General features: G+C 56.2%; 11 protein-coding genes. 5 read left to right on the top strand and 6 right to left on the bottom strand.

Annotation, left to right across the window (positions count from 1 at the left end; genetic code table 11):
* The first annotated feature begins 3 nt into the window (after positions 1-3).
* Positions 4-1,056: a mechanosensitive ion channel family protein gene (locus tag Q0Y21_RS02820; protein ID WP_297791321.1), complete on the top strand. Its 1,053-nt coding sequence runs from the start codon at positions 4-6 to the stop codon at positions 1,054-1,056.
* Positions 1,057-1,064: 8 nt separating this feature from the next.
* Here the strand turns inward: Q0Y21_RS02820 and Q0Y21_RS02825 are convergent, their stop codons facing one another.
* From Q0Y21_RS02825 to Q0Y21_RS02850, 6 genes are all read right to left on the bottom strand, one after another.
* Positions 1,065-1,985 (bottom strand): sensor domain-containing diguanylate cyclase, encoded by a 921-nt coding sequence (locus Q0Y21_RS02825; protein WP_297791323.1) that lies wholly within the window; start codon positions 1,983-1,985, stop codon positions 1,065-1,067.
* A 34-nt stretch (positions 1,986-2,019) separates the two neighbouring features.
* On the bottom strand, positions 2,020-3,345 hold the full coding sequence (locus Q0Y21_RS02830; RefSeq protein WP_297791325.1) for a dicarboxylate/amino acid:cation symporter: 1,326 nt from the start codon (positions 3,343-3,345) through the stop codon (positions 2,020-2,022).
* Between the two features lie 127 nt (positions 3,346-3,472).
* Positions 3,473-4,363, bottom strand: coding sequence for a haloalkane dehalogenase (locus tag Q0Y21_RS02835; RefSeq protein WP_297791327.1), 891 nt, complete (start codon positions 4,361-4,363; stop codon positions 3,473-3,475).
* A 20-nt stretch (positions 4,364-4,383) separates the two neighbouring features.
* Positions 4,384-5,127, bottom strand: a complete 744-nt coding sequence (locus tag Q0Y21_RS02840; RefSeq protein WP_297791329.1) for a maleate cis-trans isomerase — start codon at positions 5,125-5,127, stop codon at positions 4,384-4,386.
* A 39-nt stretch (positions 5,128-5,166) separates the two neighbouring features.
* Positions 5,167-6,063 (bottom strand): carbohydrate kinase family protein, encoded by an 897-nt coding sequence (locus Q0Y21_RS02845; protein ID WP_297791331.1) that lies wholly within the window; start codon positions 6,061-6,063, stop codon positions 5,167-5,169.
* A 296-nt stretch (positions 6,064-6,359) separates the two neighbouring features.
* Entirely contained in the window at positions 6,360-6,857 is a 498-nt protein-coding gene (locus Q0Y21_RS02850) for a helix-turn-helix domain-containing protein (RefSeq protein ID WP_297791333.1), read from the bottom strand.
* A gap of 162 nt (positions 6,858-7,019) precedes the next feature.
* Here Q0Y21_RS02850 and Q0Y21_RS02855 point away from each other — a divergent pair, with 162 nt between their 5' ends.
* The 4 genes from Q0Y21_RS02855 (at position 7,020) to Q0Y21_RS02870 (ending at position 12,628) form a co-directional block, all read left to right on the top strand.
* Positions 7,020-7,868, top strand: coding sequence for a metal-dependent hydrolase (locus Q0Y21_RS02855; protein WP_297791335.1), 849 nt, complete (start codon positions 7,020-7,022; stop codon positions 7,866-7,868).
* Between the two features lie 41 nt (positions 7,869-7,909).
* Positions 7,910-8,344 (top strand): PaaI family thioesterase, encoded by a 435-nt coding sequence (locus tag Q0Y21_RS02860; protein ID WP_297791337.1) that lies wholly within the window; start codon positions 7,910-7,912, stop codon positions 8,342-8,344.
* 208 nt (positions 8,345-8,552) lie between these two features.
* On the top strand, positions 8,553-10,484 hold the full coding sequence (locus Q0Y21_RS02865; protein ID WP_297791339.1) for an alpha/beta fold hydrolase: 1,932 nt from the start codon (positions 8,553-8,555) through the stop codon (positions 10,482-10,484).
* 110 nt (positions 10,485-10,594) lie between these two features.
* Positions 10,595-12,628, top strand: coding sequence for an alkyl sulfatase dimerization domain-containing protein (locus tag Q0Y21_RS02870; RefSeq protein WP_297791341.1), 2,034 nt, complete (start codon positions 10,595-10,597; stop codon positions 12,626-12,628).
* Positions 12,629-12,649: the final 21 nt, after the last annotated feature.

Raw genomic sequence — 12,649 nt, forward strand, 5'->3', positions numbered from 1 at the left:
GGCGTGTTATTGGAAGTATTTGAGCTCGTGTTCAAAGCATGGTTATGGCCTGGGTTATCGGCAGTTCTTGCCGTGGTCGTTACGTTTGTAATCTACCGGCTGGCTCTGGCACTGGTTCGTCATTTCTCTGAGTCGAGAGCTGTGCCGAGATTGTTTCTCGATGCTGCGGCCAGAGCCCTTGGTGTGGTGGTGTGTCTGCTGGCACTGACAGGGTCGTTAAAAGCAGCGCCGGACGATTTGCCATGGTTGGCCGGGATTCAGCAAGCCACGACTTTATTCCTCATTCTTGCGTTGACTTGGGTGGTGGTTCGGCTGACTTCCGCCATCGGCGATGTCATTGTCGTACTGAACCCGGCATTGGAGGGCCAGTGGAAACGGGCCCGCAAGGTGGAAACCCAAACCCGATTCCTGGTCCGGGCCCTGAACATTCTCATCGTGATCATTGGTTTTGGCGCGGCCCTGATGACCTTCGAGTCGGTTCAGCATATGGGGGCGAGCCTGCTCGCTTCCGCCGGTGTTGGCGGCCTTATTCTCGGGTTCGCAGCCCGCCCGGTGCTGAGCAACCTGCTGGCCGGGATGCAGATTGCACTCACACAGCCATTCCGTATAGACGATGTGCTGTATGTACAGGGCGAGTGGTGCTGGGTGGAGGAGGTGACTGCCACTTATGTCGTGTTAAGGGTCTGGGACCTGCGCCGGCTGGTCGTCCCGTTACAGTGGTTTATTGAGAACCCGTTCCAGAACTGGTCCAGAAACAGTTCCGATTTGCTGGGCACGGTGTTTGTCTGGGTGGATTACACCATGCCGGTAGAGCCACTTCGACAGGAGTTCAACCGTTTGTTGGGTGAGTCGAATCTTTGGGATGGTAAATTGGCGACGGTGCAGGTCACGGACACCAGTGACCAGGCCATGCAGGTGCGGTTTTTGATGAGCGCCTCAAGCTCCAGCAATAACTGGGACTTGAGGTGCGCTGTTCGTGAGGGGCTGGTCAAGTTTATTCAGGAACACTATCCCGCCCAACTGCCCCGCCTGAGGGCTCGGGTGGTTGATAGTTGAAGGCGAGTTCATGCAACCCGATTACGCCCATTGCTTTTAGCCTGGTATAGTGCTTGGTCTGCCTGGGTGATAAAGCGATCCTCGTCCATATCGATAGCTGGTATCACTGTAGAGACGCCAATGCTGATGGTTAGCCAGGGGCTGGTCGGTGACGCTTCGTTGGGGATCCTCAGGTCGGCTACCGAGTGGAGTAATCGATTCGCCAGCTCCCTGGCTTGGTCCTCAGAGGTATTACTCCAGATCAATGCGAACTCCTCTCCGCCATAGCGGGCACAGCTGTCCCCCGGCCGGTTGGTGAATCCGGTGAGTGTCTGTCCGACCTTTTTGAGACACGTGTCGCCTACGGGGTGTCCATAAGTGTCGTTAATCAGTTTGAAGTGGTCAATATCCAGCATGGCTAATGATAATGGCTGGCCTTCCCTTCGTGCCCGCTGCCATTCATCGTGGAGAGTCTGATCAAAGGTGCGCCGGTTTGCCAGTCCGGTGAGGGCATCGACCCGGGATAACCTGCGGACTTGCTGTTCGGCCAGTTTCCGGTCGGTGATATCCTGATGGGTAATGACATAGTATTGATGGCTCGCCAGATCAAACGGCGTTACCCTCATGGTAAACCATCGTTTTGTCTGGGGGCTGTGGCATGGATATTCGTAATAGAAATAGGGCAAAAGTCCTTTGATAACCGCGCGGACTCCCTCAACTGCCTCTCCGGCAGTTTTATCCCCTCGCCATACCGCACGGTCGCAAATTTCCAGGTAGTTCTGGTGTAACCAGTCTCCATCGCGAGTGCACGCGTTGTCCTGCCCGAATGTTATCCAGCTATTGTTGACAAAGGCAATGCTGCCATGACAATCGATAACAACAATATGCTCGGTAATAGAGTTCAGAACCGATCTAAGAAAACCATCAGGAATGTTTGGAAATTCAGGCATTGAGCTCATCCTGGATTAAGGTTCCAGCAGTTTGTCATTGTGGTAACCGCTTGCCAGACCAGTTCTCCATCAGCCGGCAGGTGATGAGGTCTCCGGTGACGTTAATGGCAGTACGGCACATATCCAGAATCCGGTCCACACCCATTATCAGGGCTATCCCGCTGGGAGGCACGCCCACTGACTGCAGTACCATCGACAGGATAACGATACCGACCCCCGGTGTTGCAGGCGAGCCAATGGAGGCGCCCACGGCCATAGCGACCACGAGCGCCATACTGCCCAGGCCCAGATCAATGCCGTAAACTTGTGCCAGAAAAATGGTTGCAACGGCCTGATAGAGAGCCGTCCCGTTCATGTTGATGGTGGCGCCAAGCGGAATCACAAACTGGGAAACAGAAGGCCGTACCCCTAGTTTGTCTTCCGCTGTGCGAATGGACAGCGGCATTACAGCGGCGGAGCTTGATGTCGAGAATGCAAGCAGCAATACATCCCGGCTGTCTTTCAGGAACCGCAGCGGTGACTGGTCCGCCAGAAACTTCAAAATGAGCATATAGAACCCCAGCAGTACGATCAGTCCGGCAATAACGGTAGCCACATAGGATGCCATGCCCAACATTGCCCGAAATCCAAGCGTCGTCGTCAGCTGCGCCATCAGACCGAACACCGCAATGGGGGCAAGCCGCATGGCCCAGCGAACGACCGTCATGCAGACTTGTTGGAGGGAGTCGAGTAAATCAAGCAAAGGGCGGGATTTTTCCGGAGCCATGCTGACCAGGGCAATCCCGACAATGATGGAAAAAATCACCACCTGCAGCATCTGGCCCTCGACCATCGCATCCAGGGGATTGCCCGGTAACAGTCCAATCAGGGTTTTTGGCAACTCATCGATGCCCGGCATCGTGGCGGCGGGTACGTTGTTTTGTCCGGTCACGGCTGGGGTCGCCAGTCCTTTCATCATGCTGCCGGGATTGATCAGCCCACCAATCCAGAGACCAATCGATGCCGCAATAGCGGTCGTGACGATGAAGAAACCGGTTACCCTCAGCCCGAGTTTTCTCAGTTGATCCAGATCCTCGCTGGCAGCGAGACCTCTCACGACGGAGGCAATCACCAGGGGAATCACGATCATCTGGATGGTGGCAAGGAACAGTTGCCCCGGGAAGGCCAGCCAGTTACCAAACAGGGTTCCGGTTTTCGGCTCGACCAGGCCCACGGAGGGACCAAGCAATGTGCCGGTCACCAGCCCGAGAAACATACCGACCAAAACTTTCAGCCAAAGCTTTCCCTGCACGAGCCCTGAGAGATAGCTGCTCAGGTGACGAAGAGGGCGGGGATAAAGGTTGCCCGCGTGGTTTGCCATAGCCGCGAATTCTCCGGGATTCCTGAATTTTTCCAACAGAAAGCTTAGTGCATCTGGCCCAGGAAAAGGCTGAGCCAGATCAAGAAGAAAGGCAGCGACAGGTTAATCTTGGGCGAACGTTGAGCGGTCAGGCTAGCGTCGCAAGCAGATCGTTAATCGCCCTGGCAAAGGGCACCGGTGAATCCTCCTGGAGGAAATGACCGCCTTTGAGGGTGACATGAGGCTGATCTTTGGCGCCCGGAATTCGCTTCTGCATGTACGCATCCCCCCCGCGGGTAATCGGGTCGCCGTTGCTGAAGGTGGTGAGAAAGGGTTTCTCCCAGCGTTCGAGAACCTTCCACGCCTTGCGGTTGGCTTCGCTTGCCGGGTCATCCGGGCGCATCGGAACCAGGCGAGGAAATGCCCGGGCGCCTGCCTTGAATTTCTTGCTTGGGAAGGGAGCATCATACGCCCGTAATTCATCCGGGCTCAATTTCCGGAATGAACCAACATTGATGATTCGGCCAATTGGAAACCATGGGCTGTGCAGTGCAAAGTTCTTCCAGATCTTGAACGCTGCTGGTGCTTGCTGGTCACCGGTGGGCAGCATCCCGTTTCCGATTACGATGGCACGGAAACGGTCAGGGTTTTCGGCGGCGAGCCGAAGGCCCAGAAGGGAGCCCCAGTCCTGGCACACCAGCGTGATGTTGTTCAGTTCGAGCTTATCAATGAACAGCTGCATCCATTCCATATGCCGTTGATAGCTGTAATCATCGATGGAAGTGGGTTTGTCGGATTTGCCGAAGCCAATCAGGTCTGGCGCAATCACCCGATGGCCGGCCGCTGAACATATGGGAATCATGTGGCGGTAGAGATAGGACCACGAAGGCTCCCCATGCATCATGAGAACGGGGTTGGCATCGCTCGGCCCTTCATCCACGTAATGCATCCGCAGGCCGTCCAGCTCGACATAATGTGGATCGAAGGGGTAGTCGAGCAGTCGATCAAAGCGTGCATCCGGGGTTCTTACAAAATCCATAACCTATGCCTTTCTGTTCTTTATTGTGTGGGAACTTCCTCGAACAGTCTGCCCAGTCCAGACTGGGGTGTCAGTTTCCCACATAAACGCAGGGCTTCCCAGAAACTGACCTGGTTCGCTGTCAGAACTGGCTTGCCAGTGGCTTGCTCCAGATCGGTCAGCCACGCGGCAGAGTGCAGGGCGGTGTCAGGAATAAGCAGCGCGTCAGCGTCCTGACGGGTGTTTTCCAGTGCAAAGCTGATCACTTCTTCTTTGCCCAGGGTGCCAACTTCGGCCGCCGTTACAATGCCCCGGCTTGCATGGTGTACCACACTGATATCGAAGTGGTTGAGGAACTGGCGGAATCGCTGGGCAATGTCTTCCGGATAGGTGGCGGCAATGGCCACCGTTTCTGCGTCAACGGCTTTGACCGCCCGGGCAAACGCCATGGCTGTTGTGGAGGCGGGTACACAGAGCATTTTCTCAAGAGCATCAATCTGTTTGCTGATGCCATCCAGGCCGAGGACAAAGCTTGCGCTGGTGGAGGTCCACATGACGGATTCAATCTGTGAGCCGGCAAGGGCTTCCGCGCCTTTTGATAGTCGGCCGATACTGCCCATTTCACTGAGTGCTTCAACGGTGTGGGCGTCTTCGCGAAACTCGGTGTGGATCAGGGTGATCTGGGCTGGTGGCTCTATCATGGTAGCCATCAGAGGGTAGTCATCCTCGGCCGCGTAACCTGGATAAAGAAACCCGAGTCTGGCTGGAGGCGATGTCTGGCTCATGTGTCGCTCCTTGTGTTCCGCGCGAATTAAGGGACCGGTCTATCTTCCCCGGACTATCTCCTTCAGTGCGTTCCCGGAGGCGCGTTCCGAGGCAAGACTCCTGGACTTTACGCATAGGGCGCCACTCGCAGCGGCGAGTTGCAGGCATTCGCGCTCCGGCAAACCCCTCAGGTAGCCAAACAGGAAACCACTGAAAAAGGCATCACCGGCGCCGTTGCTGTCCTCAACCTGGTTGACCGGGTAAGCCGGCTGTTCCAGCCACTCGCCTTCAGCATTGGCCAGGGTGGCGCCAGCCGCTCCATGGGTACAGACCACCAACCGTTTCCCCTGCAGTAGAAGTCGTGCCATAACCTGACGATAGTCCGGCAGGTTGTCACTGGCCAGGAACACAACGTCAGCAGCGTCGATAAAGGCCTGGTGGTGGGCATTGCTGCCATCGTAATCGTGCAGGTCCGTCCAGATCGGGACACCGAGCCTGACGGCTTCCTCCAGTATAGGACGGGTATAGTCCAGAATGTTGATAACCGCGATGCTGCAGCCCTTCAGGGCTTGATCGATGGAGGACCATTCCAGCGTTACCTTGCGAGCTGGCGGCTGGACGAAGATCGAGAGACGCTCACCCGTGGGTGCCATGAGGTTGACGTGCTGCTCGGTTGGTTCTGCGGTTTCGCTGATGAGAGTCTCGACCCCAGCCTGTTCCAGTGTCTGGCGGATCATCTGTCCCTCCCGGTCGTTTCCCACCACCGCATGAAGGGCAACCGGGACTTCAAGAGCCTCGAGGTTCAGTGCCTTACCTACACCGGTGCTGCCAACAGCCCGATAACTCCGGTTCGGCCAGACGGTCTGCGCGTAAGCCCCGGGAAACGCATCGACATGTACGATGGTGTCGAAAGACGCTCCACCCACTACAAATACCGGTTTTATTGTTTGTTCCATCTGGCTTCTCTCCCTGGCAGGGTTCATTCGGTTTTAATGCCAAGATACGCTCTTCGAGACGCTGGCAGCTCCTTCCTGCTTGCGCCTTTCGGGAACGATCCTCAGGGCGTAGCTGCAAGCTAAGCCAGACAGGTGGTCATAATCCATGGATCCGTATGGACTAGCTGTGCGTCAGCTGGAAGAGGAACTGAGTCATCCACACACCGGATCCCAGTGGAGGGAGATGGTCAGGAAAATGATGCCAGTGGGTAATCGTTGAAGAGTACTCGGAAACTGTCTTTTCTCTGCTATCGACCTCAGCCATCCTGGGAGTCCGGGATGGCGAGGGGGCGACCCGTATTATTCTGAAGCCCGTCCATCAGGGGCATCATGTCTCTGGGATGGATTTCTTCGCCGCACTCCGAACAGCGTAACTCCGGGCTGGTTTTATGGCCGCAGGGTTTGTGGACATACTCCAGTGGGGGGTGGCTGCCGTCTTCGTTCATCCAGGTGTTTCCCCAATTGGTGAGCACCAGCATTACCGGGTAAAGGGCCAGCCCCGCTTCGGTCAGTTTGTACTCATAGCGTTTGGGCGCTTCCTGGTACAGAACCTTCTTAAAGACCTTTTTCTCCACCAGCCGATTCAGACGATCCGAAAGCAGATGGCGGGTAATGCCGAGCTGTTTCTGAAAGTCCTCGAATCGGCAGGTGCGCAGAAATGCATTGCGGATAATCAAGAGCGTCCAGCGATCGCCCAGAATAGACAGGCTGCGCGCGACCGGGCAGTTTTTTTCTCCAAGTTCATGCCATTTCATGCCGGTTTCCCCTCGTTATCCCAGGACAACCTCGCCGGTCAGGGCGTCGTTCAGAATGGGACAACTGTTATGCAAGTTCTAAAAAGGTATGGATTCAAATAGTAGCACAGGATAGCTTTGTGACGGTAAGTTCCATTTTAGAACGCAGAGAGAAAATCCGTTATGACGACTGCCAACAACCAAGCTTCTACCTCGTTCCCTGTGCGACGCATGGATTATGAGTTCGACGACATGCCCAAGTACTGGTGCGATAACGAGCCATCCCTTACACACTATTTCACCGGGCTTTCGACGCTTTTTCCCGAAGGGGAGTCTTACTTTGTGCGCTCAGTGCGTGCACTGCGGCCCCGGGCAAAAGCCAATAAGCAACTGGATCGGGACATTGGCGCGTTCATAGGTCAGGAGGCGATGCACTCCAAGGAACATCATGCATTTCATGTCAGTGCTCAGAAGTACGACCTGGATCCGGAGTCGCTGGAGCGCGTCACCGGTACCGTCCTGAAAGGGATAGAGTCTCTGTTTCCTGAAAAATGGAACCTGTTGGTCACGGTTGGCCTGGAGCATTACACCGCCGTGCTGGTGACCACCATGATGAGAAGCACCCACACCTATATGAAGGATGAGACCATTCGTAACCTGTGGTTGTGGCATAGCATTGAAGAAACCGAACATAAGGCGGTTGCCTTCGATCTGTATCAGTATCTTTATGGTGAAGGGCTCACTGCCTACGTACCACGGGTCGCCATTTTTACGTTGAGTCTCGCACTGATTACGACCCTGTCGACGGCTTATCACATTGTGCTGATGAAGCGAGACGGGCAGCTATTCAACCTTAAAACCTGGCGCAGGTTCGCGGCTTTTGCCCGGCAGCACTACAAAATATTCATCCCTCAGTTTCTGGATTACTACCGCACCGATTTTCACCCGAACGATGTGGATGAATCCGATCTGGTTGCGCGAACCAGGGAGATGATTGGTTTGGGCGGTGAGGCCGCCCAAGCGACTCACTGAGCCTGATGATTGAACGTAATTGACTGAGGGAGTAACGAAAGATGATTGATCCAAAAGAAATGACCGGGCTCGAAATCATGCAGGCATTTGCCCGGGGATTGTTTCCGACACCCGGCATTGCCAAGACCATCCCGATGAAACCTTCTGAAGTGGAGCATGGGCGTGTCGTATTTATTGCCACGGCGGATGCCAGCCACACCAATCCGTTGGGCGGGGTACATGGTGGTTTTGCTGCTACGGTGCTGGACTCTGTCACCGGTTGTGCGACCCACACGCTACTGCAGGCGGGCGAGGGCTACGGTACAACCGATCTGAATATCAAGATGTGCCGACCGATTCCCTTCAACGCCAACCTGATTGCTGAGGGAAAAGTCATCAATGCCGGTCGTTCACTGGTGATTTCTGAAGGCTACCTCCGTGATGAAGCCGGTAAGCTGTATGCCCATGCCACAGCAACCAATATGATTGTTCGATAAGTCCTAAGCAAGACCCCGGGAGCCTGCTCCCGGGGCGATCACGATAACAGGCTTCTTAACCTTTTTTCTTGGGGCGAGCCCGCGCACCTTCGTCATCACTTCAGTGGTTGTCCTTTCGGGCCTTTCTCGGGACAAAACGGAACACAATGTGATGTTTCGTCGTTGTTCTCGTTGAACTAGCGAATTACAAAAACAAGGACAACTAATCATGTCTTATTCTTTACGCCGCTGTGCGCGTATAACGCCCTTTGTTCCATTGCTGCTGACCCTGACCGTTGCCGGTTGCGGTGGATCTGGATCTGGATCTGATGATGCCGCATCGGAACAACCCTCCGCCGTTGCGGGCGAGTCCGAGCAACAGGGCTGCGAGAATCCGGGTAACGGTTCTGCTTCCCAATGCGAATTGCCGGATGTGGTCCCGGTTTCCTGTTCTGAGGATACGCAGACCGAGGGCGGGCGTAGCTACCCGGTTATGCTGAATTCGGCCAGCGGTGAAACGATTGCCTTTCAGGTACTCGAGCCGATAGGCGGTATCGACTGCAAGGTGGGGCATCCATTGGTACTGCATGGTCATGGTTTTGGCGGGTCACGCAATACCGAAGGATTCGAGAACTACCGTGAAGCTGGTTTTACGGTCATCTCCATCGACCAGCGGGGATTCGGTGAAAGTACCGGCACCGTGCGTGTGATGGACCCCGAGTTTGAGGGCCGCGACCTGATACAGATTATGGACTGGGCCGAGGACAATCTGGAATATCTGCAACACCGGAATGAGCCTGATCTGCCGAAGGAATTGAACCCCAACCTCGTGGCGGGCGCTATTGGTGGCAGCTATGGTGGTGGTTTTCAGCTCCTGCTGCACGGCCAGGATCCGGGTCAGAGGCTGGATGCCCTCGTGCCGGACATCACCTGGTACGATCTTCGTTATAGCCTGAATCCCGGCAATGTGATCAAGACCGGATGGGATCTTGTGCTAGTGGCAGGGGGCGAAGCAGGTTCTACCGCCATTGGGAATGACGGTCTGGATCCGATCATCCGCGAGATTCTCGCTCAGGGGGCAACACTGAACCGCTTCCCCGAGGCCGGTCTCGATTTCTTTTACTATCACAGTCCAGCCTATCGTTGCACGGGCGAGCCGGTGTCGGTATCTGACACTCCTGATTTGCTGAACTACCAGATCAATCCGCCCGCCTTTGATGTTGACCCCACACCTTATCCGAAGGTGGACGTGCTGCTGACTCAGGGCATGAAAGACACGCTGTTCAACTTCAATGATGCCTGGCGTAATTTTGAATGCCTGCAGTCCCGTGGTGGTGATGTTCGGCTTCTGACCCATCAGACGGGTCACATCCTGCCGGTGGAGGCGCCGGATGAGGCGCAACCAGCTGAATACGTGGATCCGACGGCAGGATTGCTGGAGATTCCCGGGTTTCAGGGCGCGGCGGGTCAGTTTGCCTGTGGGGATATCTCAATATCAGACGCAACGTTGAACTGGCTTGAGCACCATTTGCAGGGTAAACCGCTGGCCGGTTATTTTGATGGCACCGATTCGGAGGTCTGCCTCTCCCTGGATGATGGCCAATCCATCTCAGTGCCCATGGACTCATTCCCTGCGCCTGCCCTTGAGGGTGGGGAGCTCCAGGGGGACTCGGTGGTCGAGCGGACCGTGGTGACAGATATGCCGGTCGCCTCCGGATATGAAGCCGTGGCAACCGCCACACAGCCACCGGCGGCACTGGTGCTGGGGCAAGCAGGTGAGAACGGTGCAACCCTGGGCGGCATCCCCACCGCCAGACTCACGGTATCGGATCTGACCGGTCGTTCTTCCTGTGAGGTGGAGCTCGACCCATACGCAGCCGGTTGTGATCCGATTGTGTTTATCGGCCTTGGCAAGCGCGCTGAAGGTGAGAGCCGCTGGCAACTGATCGATGATCAGATCAAGCCGGTACGAGGTCTGAAGGACCAGGAAGTTATCGAGCTGGTCGGCGTGGCTGAGGCTCTCGCACCCGGAGACGAGCTGGCTCTGCTGGTTTACGGTTTCCATCCACAGTACCCTGTCAGCTGGTCAAGGGATGCGCTGGTCCCCTTCGTCAACCTTGAGGGCACGGTACAGGTGCCGGTGTTGCAGGGCGAGCTGTAACACAGGTTGTGATCACGGGGCTGGGAGCGGGTCCGGGTTAACCGGATCAGCCCCAGCCCCGTTTTTCTGAAGCGTGCCTGAGCGCCTCTTTCGTCTTGAAAGGTTTTTTCATGTTTCGATCACGCAATGCTTTTCTTGTTCCGCTATTGGGTCTTTCGCTGGCTGTTGCCGGATGTGATGCCGGCCCCGAGCAGTCAGAGGAAGCCAATCCCGCCGGGCACGGCGCGCCGACAGCCAGCACCGCCAAAGCCAATCAACAGGTGCTTGAACAGCGGCCGTTTGAAAATCGTGATGATTTCGAGAATGCCCGCCGCGGGCTGATTGCCCAGCATCCGGAACTGGTGGTCGAGCACCTGGAGGGCGGTGACGTCTGGAACATGCCGGACTATGATTTTATTGATGGTGACGGCGAGAACGCCCCTGCATCGGTGAATCCCAGCCTCTGGCGTCAGGCGGCCCTGAATAATATCCACGGTCTGTTCGAGGTAACGGAAGGGCTTTACCAGATTCGCGGGTATGATCTGGCCAATATGTCCATCATCGAGAGCGACACTGGCTGGATACTGGTGGACCCGCTGACCGCCCGGGAAACCGCCAGCGAGGCGTTCCTGTTTGCCCGGGAACACCTGGGGGAGAAGCCGGTCCGGGCGATTGTCTTTACCCACAGTCATATTGATCACTTTGGCGGTGTTCAGGGTGTACTGCAGCATCTGTCAGACGACGAAAAAGCCAACCTGCGCATCATCGCGCCGGCCGGTTTTGAAGAAGAGGCCACCAGCGAGAACATCATTGCCGGCCCGGCGATGACCCGTCGTGCCATGTTCATGTATGGCAAACAGCTTGGTCGCGACGAACGGGGTCACGTTGGCACCGGTCTGGGCAAGGGCCCCGCATTCGGGACCTTTGGTTTCGCCACGCCAACGGACAGTATCAGCGAGACCGGTACTGAACGCACGGTTGATGGCGTGCCGATGGTTTTCCAGATTGTATCGGGCTCCGAGGCCCCTTCGGAATTCACTTTCTACCTGCCGGAGCAGAAGGCGTTCTGCGGCGCGGAACTGGTTAGCCGCAACATGCATAACCTCTACACTCCCCGAGGTGCAAAGGTTCGCGATGCCAGAATCTGGAACGGGTTTATCGATGAGGCGCGGACGCTCTTCTCCGAGGCCGATGTTTATTTCGGAAGCCACCACTGGCCCCTGTGGGGGCAGGAGAACATCCAGGATTTCCTGATCAAGCAGCGTGATACCTACAAGTTTATCCACGATCAGACGGTGCGCATGATGAACCGGGGTGCCACGCCCCGGGAGCTTGCCGAGGACCTACAGCTGCCGCCAGCGCTGAACGAGGATTTTCACAATCAGGGCTATTACGGCACTGTCTCCCACAATGCCAAGGCGGTGTATCAGTATTACATGGGTTGGTTCACTGCAAATCCGTCCAGGCTGAACCCTCTGCCTGAAAGCGAGTCGGCCAAACGGTATGTCCGGATGATGGGCGGTGCTGAAAAGATTCTGGACCAGGCTCAACAGGAGTTCGACGCAGCCTCTGATATGAATGCCACCGAGGGCCGGAATACCTATCGCTGGCTGGCGGAATTACTGGACCATGTGGTCTTCGCCAATCCTGACAACGGGGACGCCAAAGCACTGCTGGCTGACGTCTACGACCAGCTCGGTTATCAGGCAGAATCAGGCCCTTGGCGGGACTTCTACCTCACCGGCGCCTATGAATTGCGGCACGGTGCGCCGGAAGAAGGCATCAAGCCGGCCATCATGCGGGAGATTCTGCGCCATACGCCCGTGTCGCTGTTCTTTGACAGCATGGCTGTGCGGGTGAAAGCTGACGCCGCAGAAGGAAAAACCAGAACCATCAAGGTGACCTTCACGGACCTTCAGGAAAGTTACCTGCTGACCCTGCAGAATTCCGTACTGCACCACCGGTTGACCGGCGAGGATACGCCTGCGGACGCTACGCTGATTCTGACGCGACCCATGTTTGTGGATATCCTGGTAGGCGAGGCCGGCCTCAAGGAACTGCTGTTCAGCGACGACATCCGCTTCGAGGGCAGCAAGCTGGACCTTATCGGGTTCTTCAGCATGCTGGACAAGCCCGACGGCCGGTTCAACATTGTGACACCCTGACGGTTTTGCCTGATGATTCAG

Source organism: uncultured Marinobacter sp., from assembly GCF_947259545.1.
Taxonomy (GTDB): Bacteria; Pseudomonadota; Gammaproteobacteria; order Pseudomonadales; family Oleiphilaceae; genus Marinobacter.

What these genes read in the sequence shown, in the direction of transcription:
- Q0Y21_RS02845 (WP_297791331.1), bottom strand. Translation starts at nt 6,063, where the DNA reads ATGGAACAAACAATAAAACCGGTATTTGTAGTGGGTGGAGCGTCTTTC.
- Q0Y21_RS02860 (WP_297791337.1), top strand. Translation starts at nt 7,910, where the DNA reads ATGATTGATCCAAAAGAAATGACCGGGCTCGAAATCATGCAGGCATTT.
- Q0Y21_RS02830 (WP_297791325.1), bottom strand. Translation starts at nt 3,345, where the DNA reads ATGGCAAACCACGCGGGCAACCTTTATCCCCGCCCTCTTCGTCACCTG.
- Q0Y21_RS02850 (WP_297791333.1), bottom strand. Translation starts at nt 6,857, where the DNA reads ATGAAATGGCATGAACTTGGAGAAAAAAACTGCCCGGTCGCGCGCAGC.
- Q0Y21_RS02865 (WP_297791339.1), top strand. Translation starts at nt 8,553, where the DNA reads ATGTCTTATTCTTTACGCCGCTGTGCGCGTATAACGCCCTTTGTTCCA.
- Q0Y21_RS02855 (WP_297791335.1), top strand. Translation starts at nt 7,020, where the DNA reads ATGACGACTGCCAACAACCAAGCTTCTACCTCGTTCCCTGTGCGACGC.
- Q0Y21_RS02835 (WP_297791327.1), bottom strand. Translation starts at nt 4,363, where the DNA reads ATGGATTTTGTAAGAACCCCGGATGCACGCTTTGATCGACTGCTCGAC.
- Q0Y21_RS02840 (WP_297791329.1), bottom strand. Translation starts at nt 5,127, where the DNA reads ATGAGCCAGACATCGCCTCCAGCCAGACTCGGGTTTCTTTATCCAGGT.
- Q0Y21_RS02825 (WP_297791323.1), bottom strand. Translation starts at nt 1,985, where the DNA reads ATGCCTGAATTTCCAAACATTCCTGATGGTTTTCTTAGATCGGTTCTG.
- Q0Y21_RS02870 (WP_297791341.1), top strand. Translation starts at nt 10,595, where the DNA reads ATGTTTCGATCACGCAATGCTTTTCTTGTTCCGCTATTGGGTCTTTCG.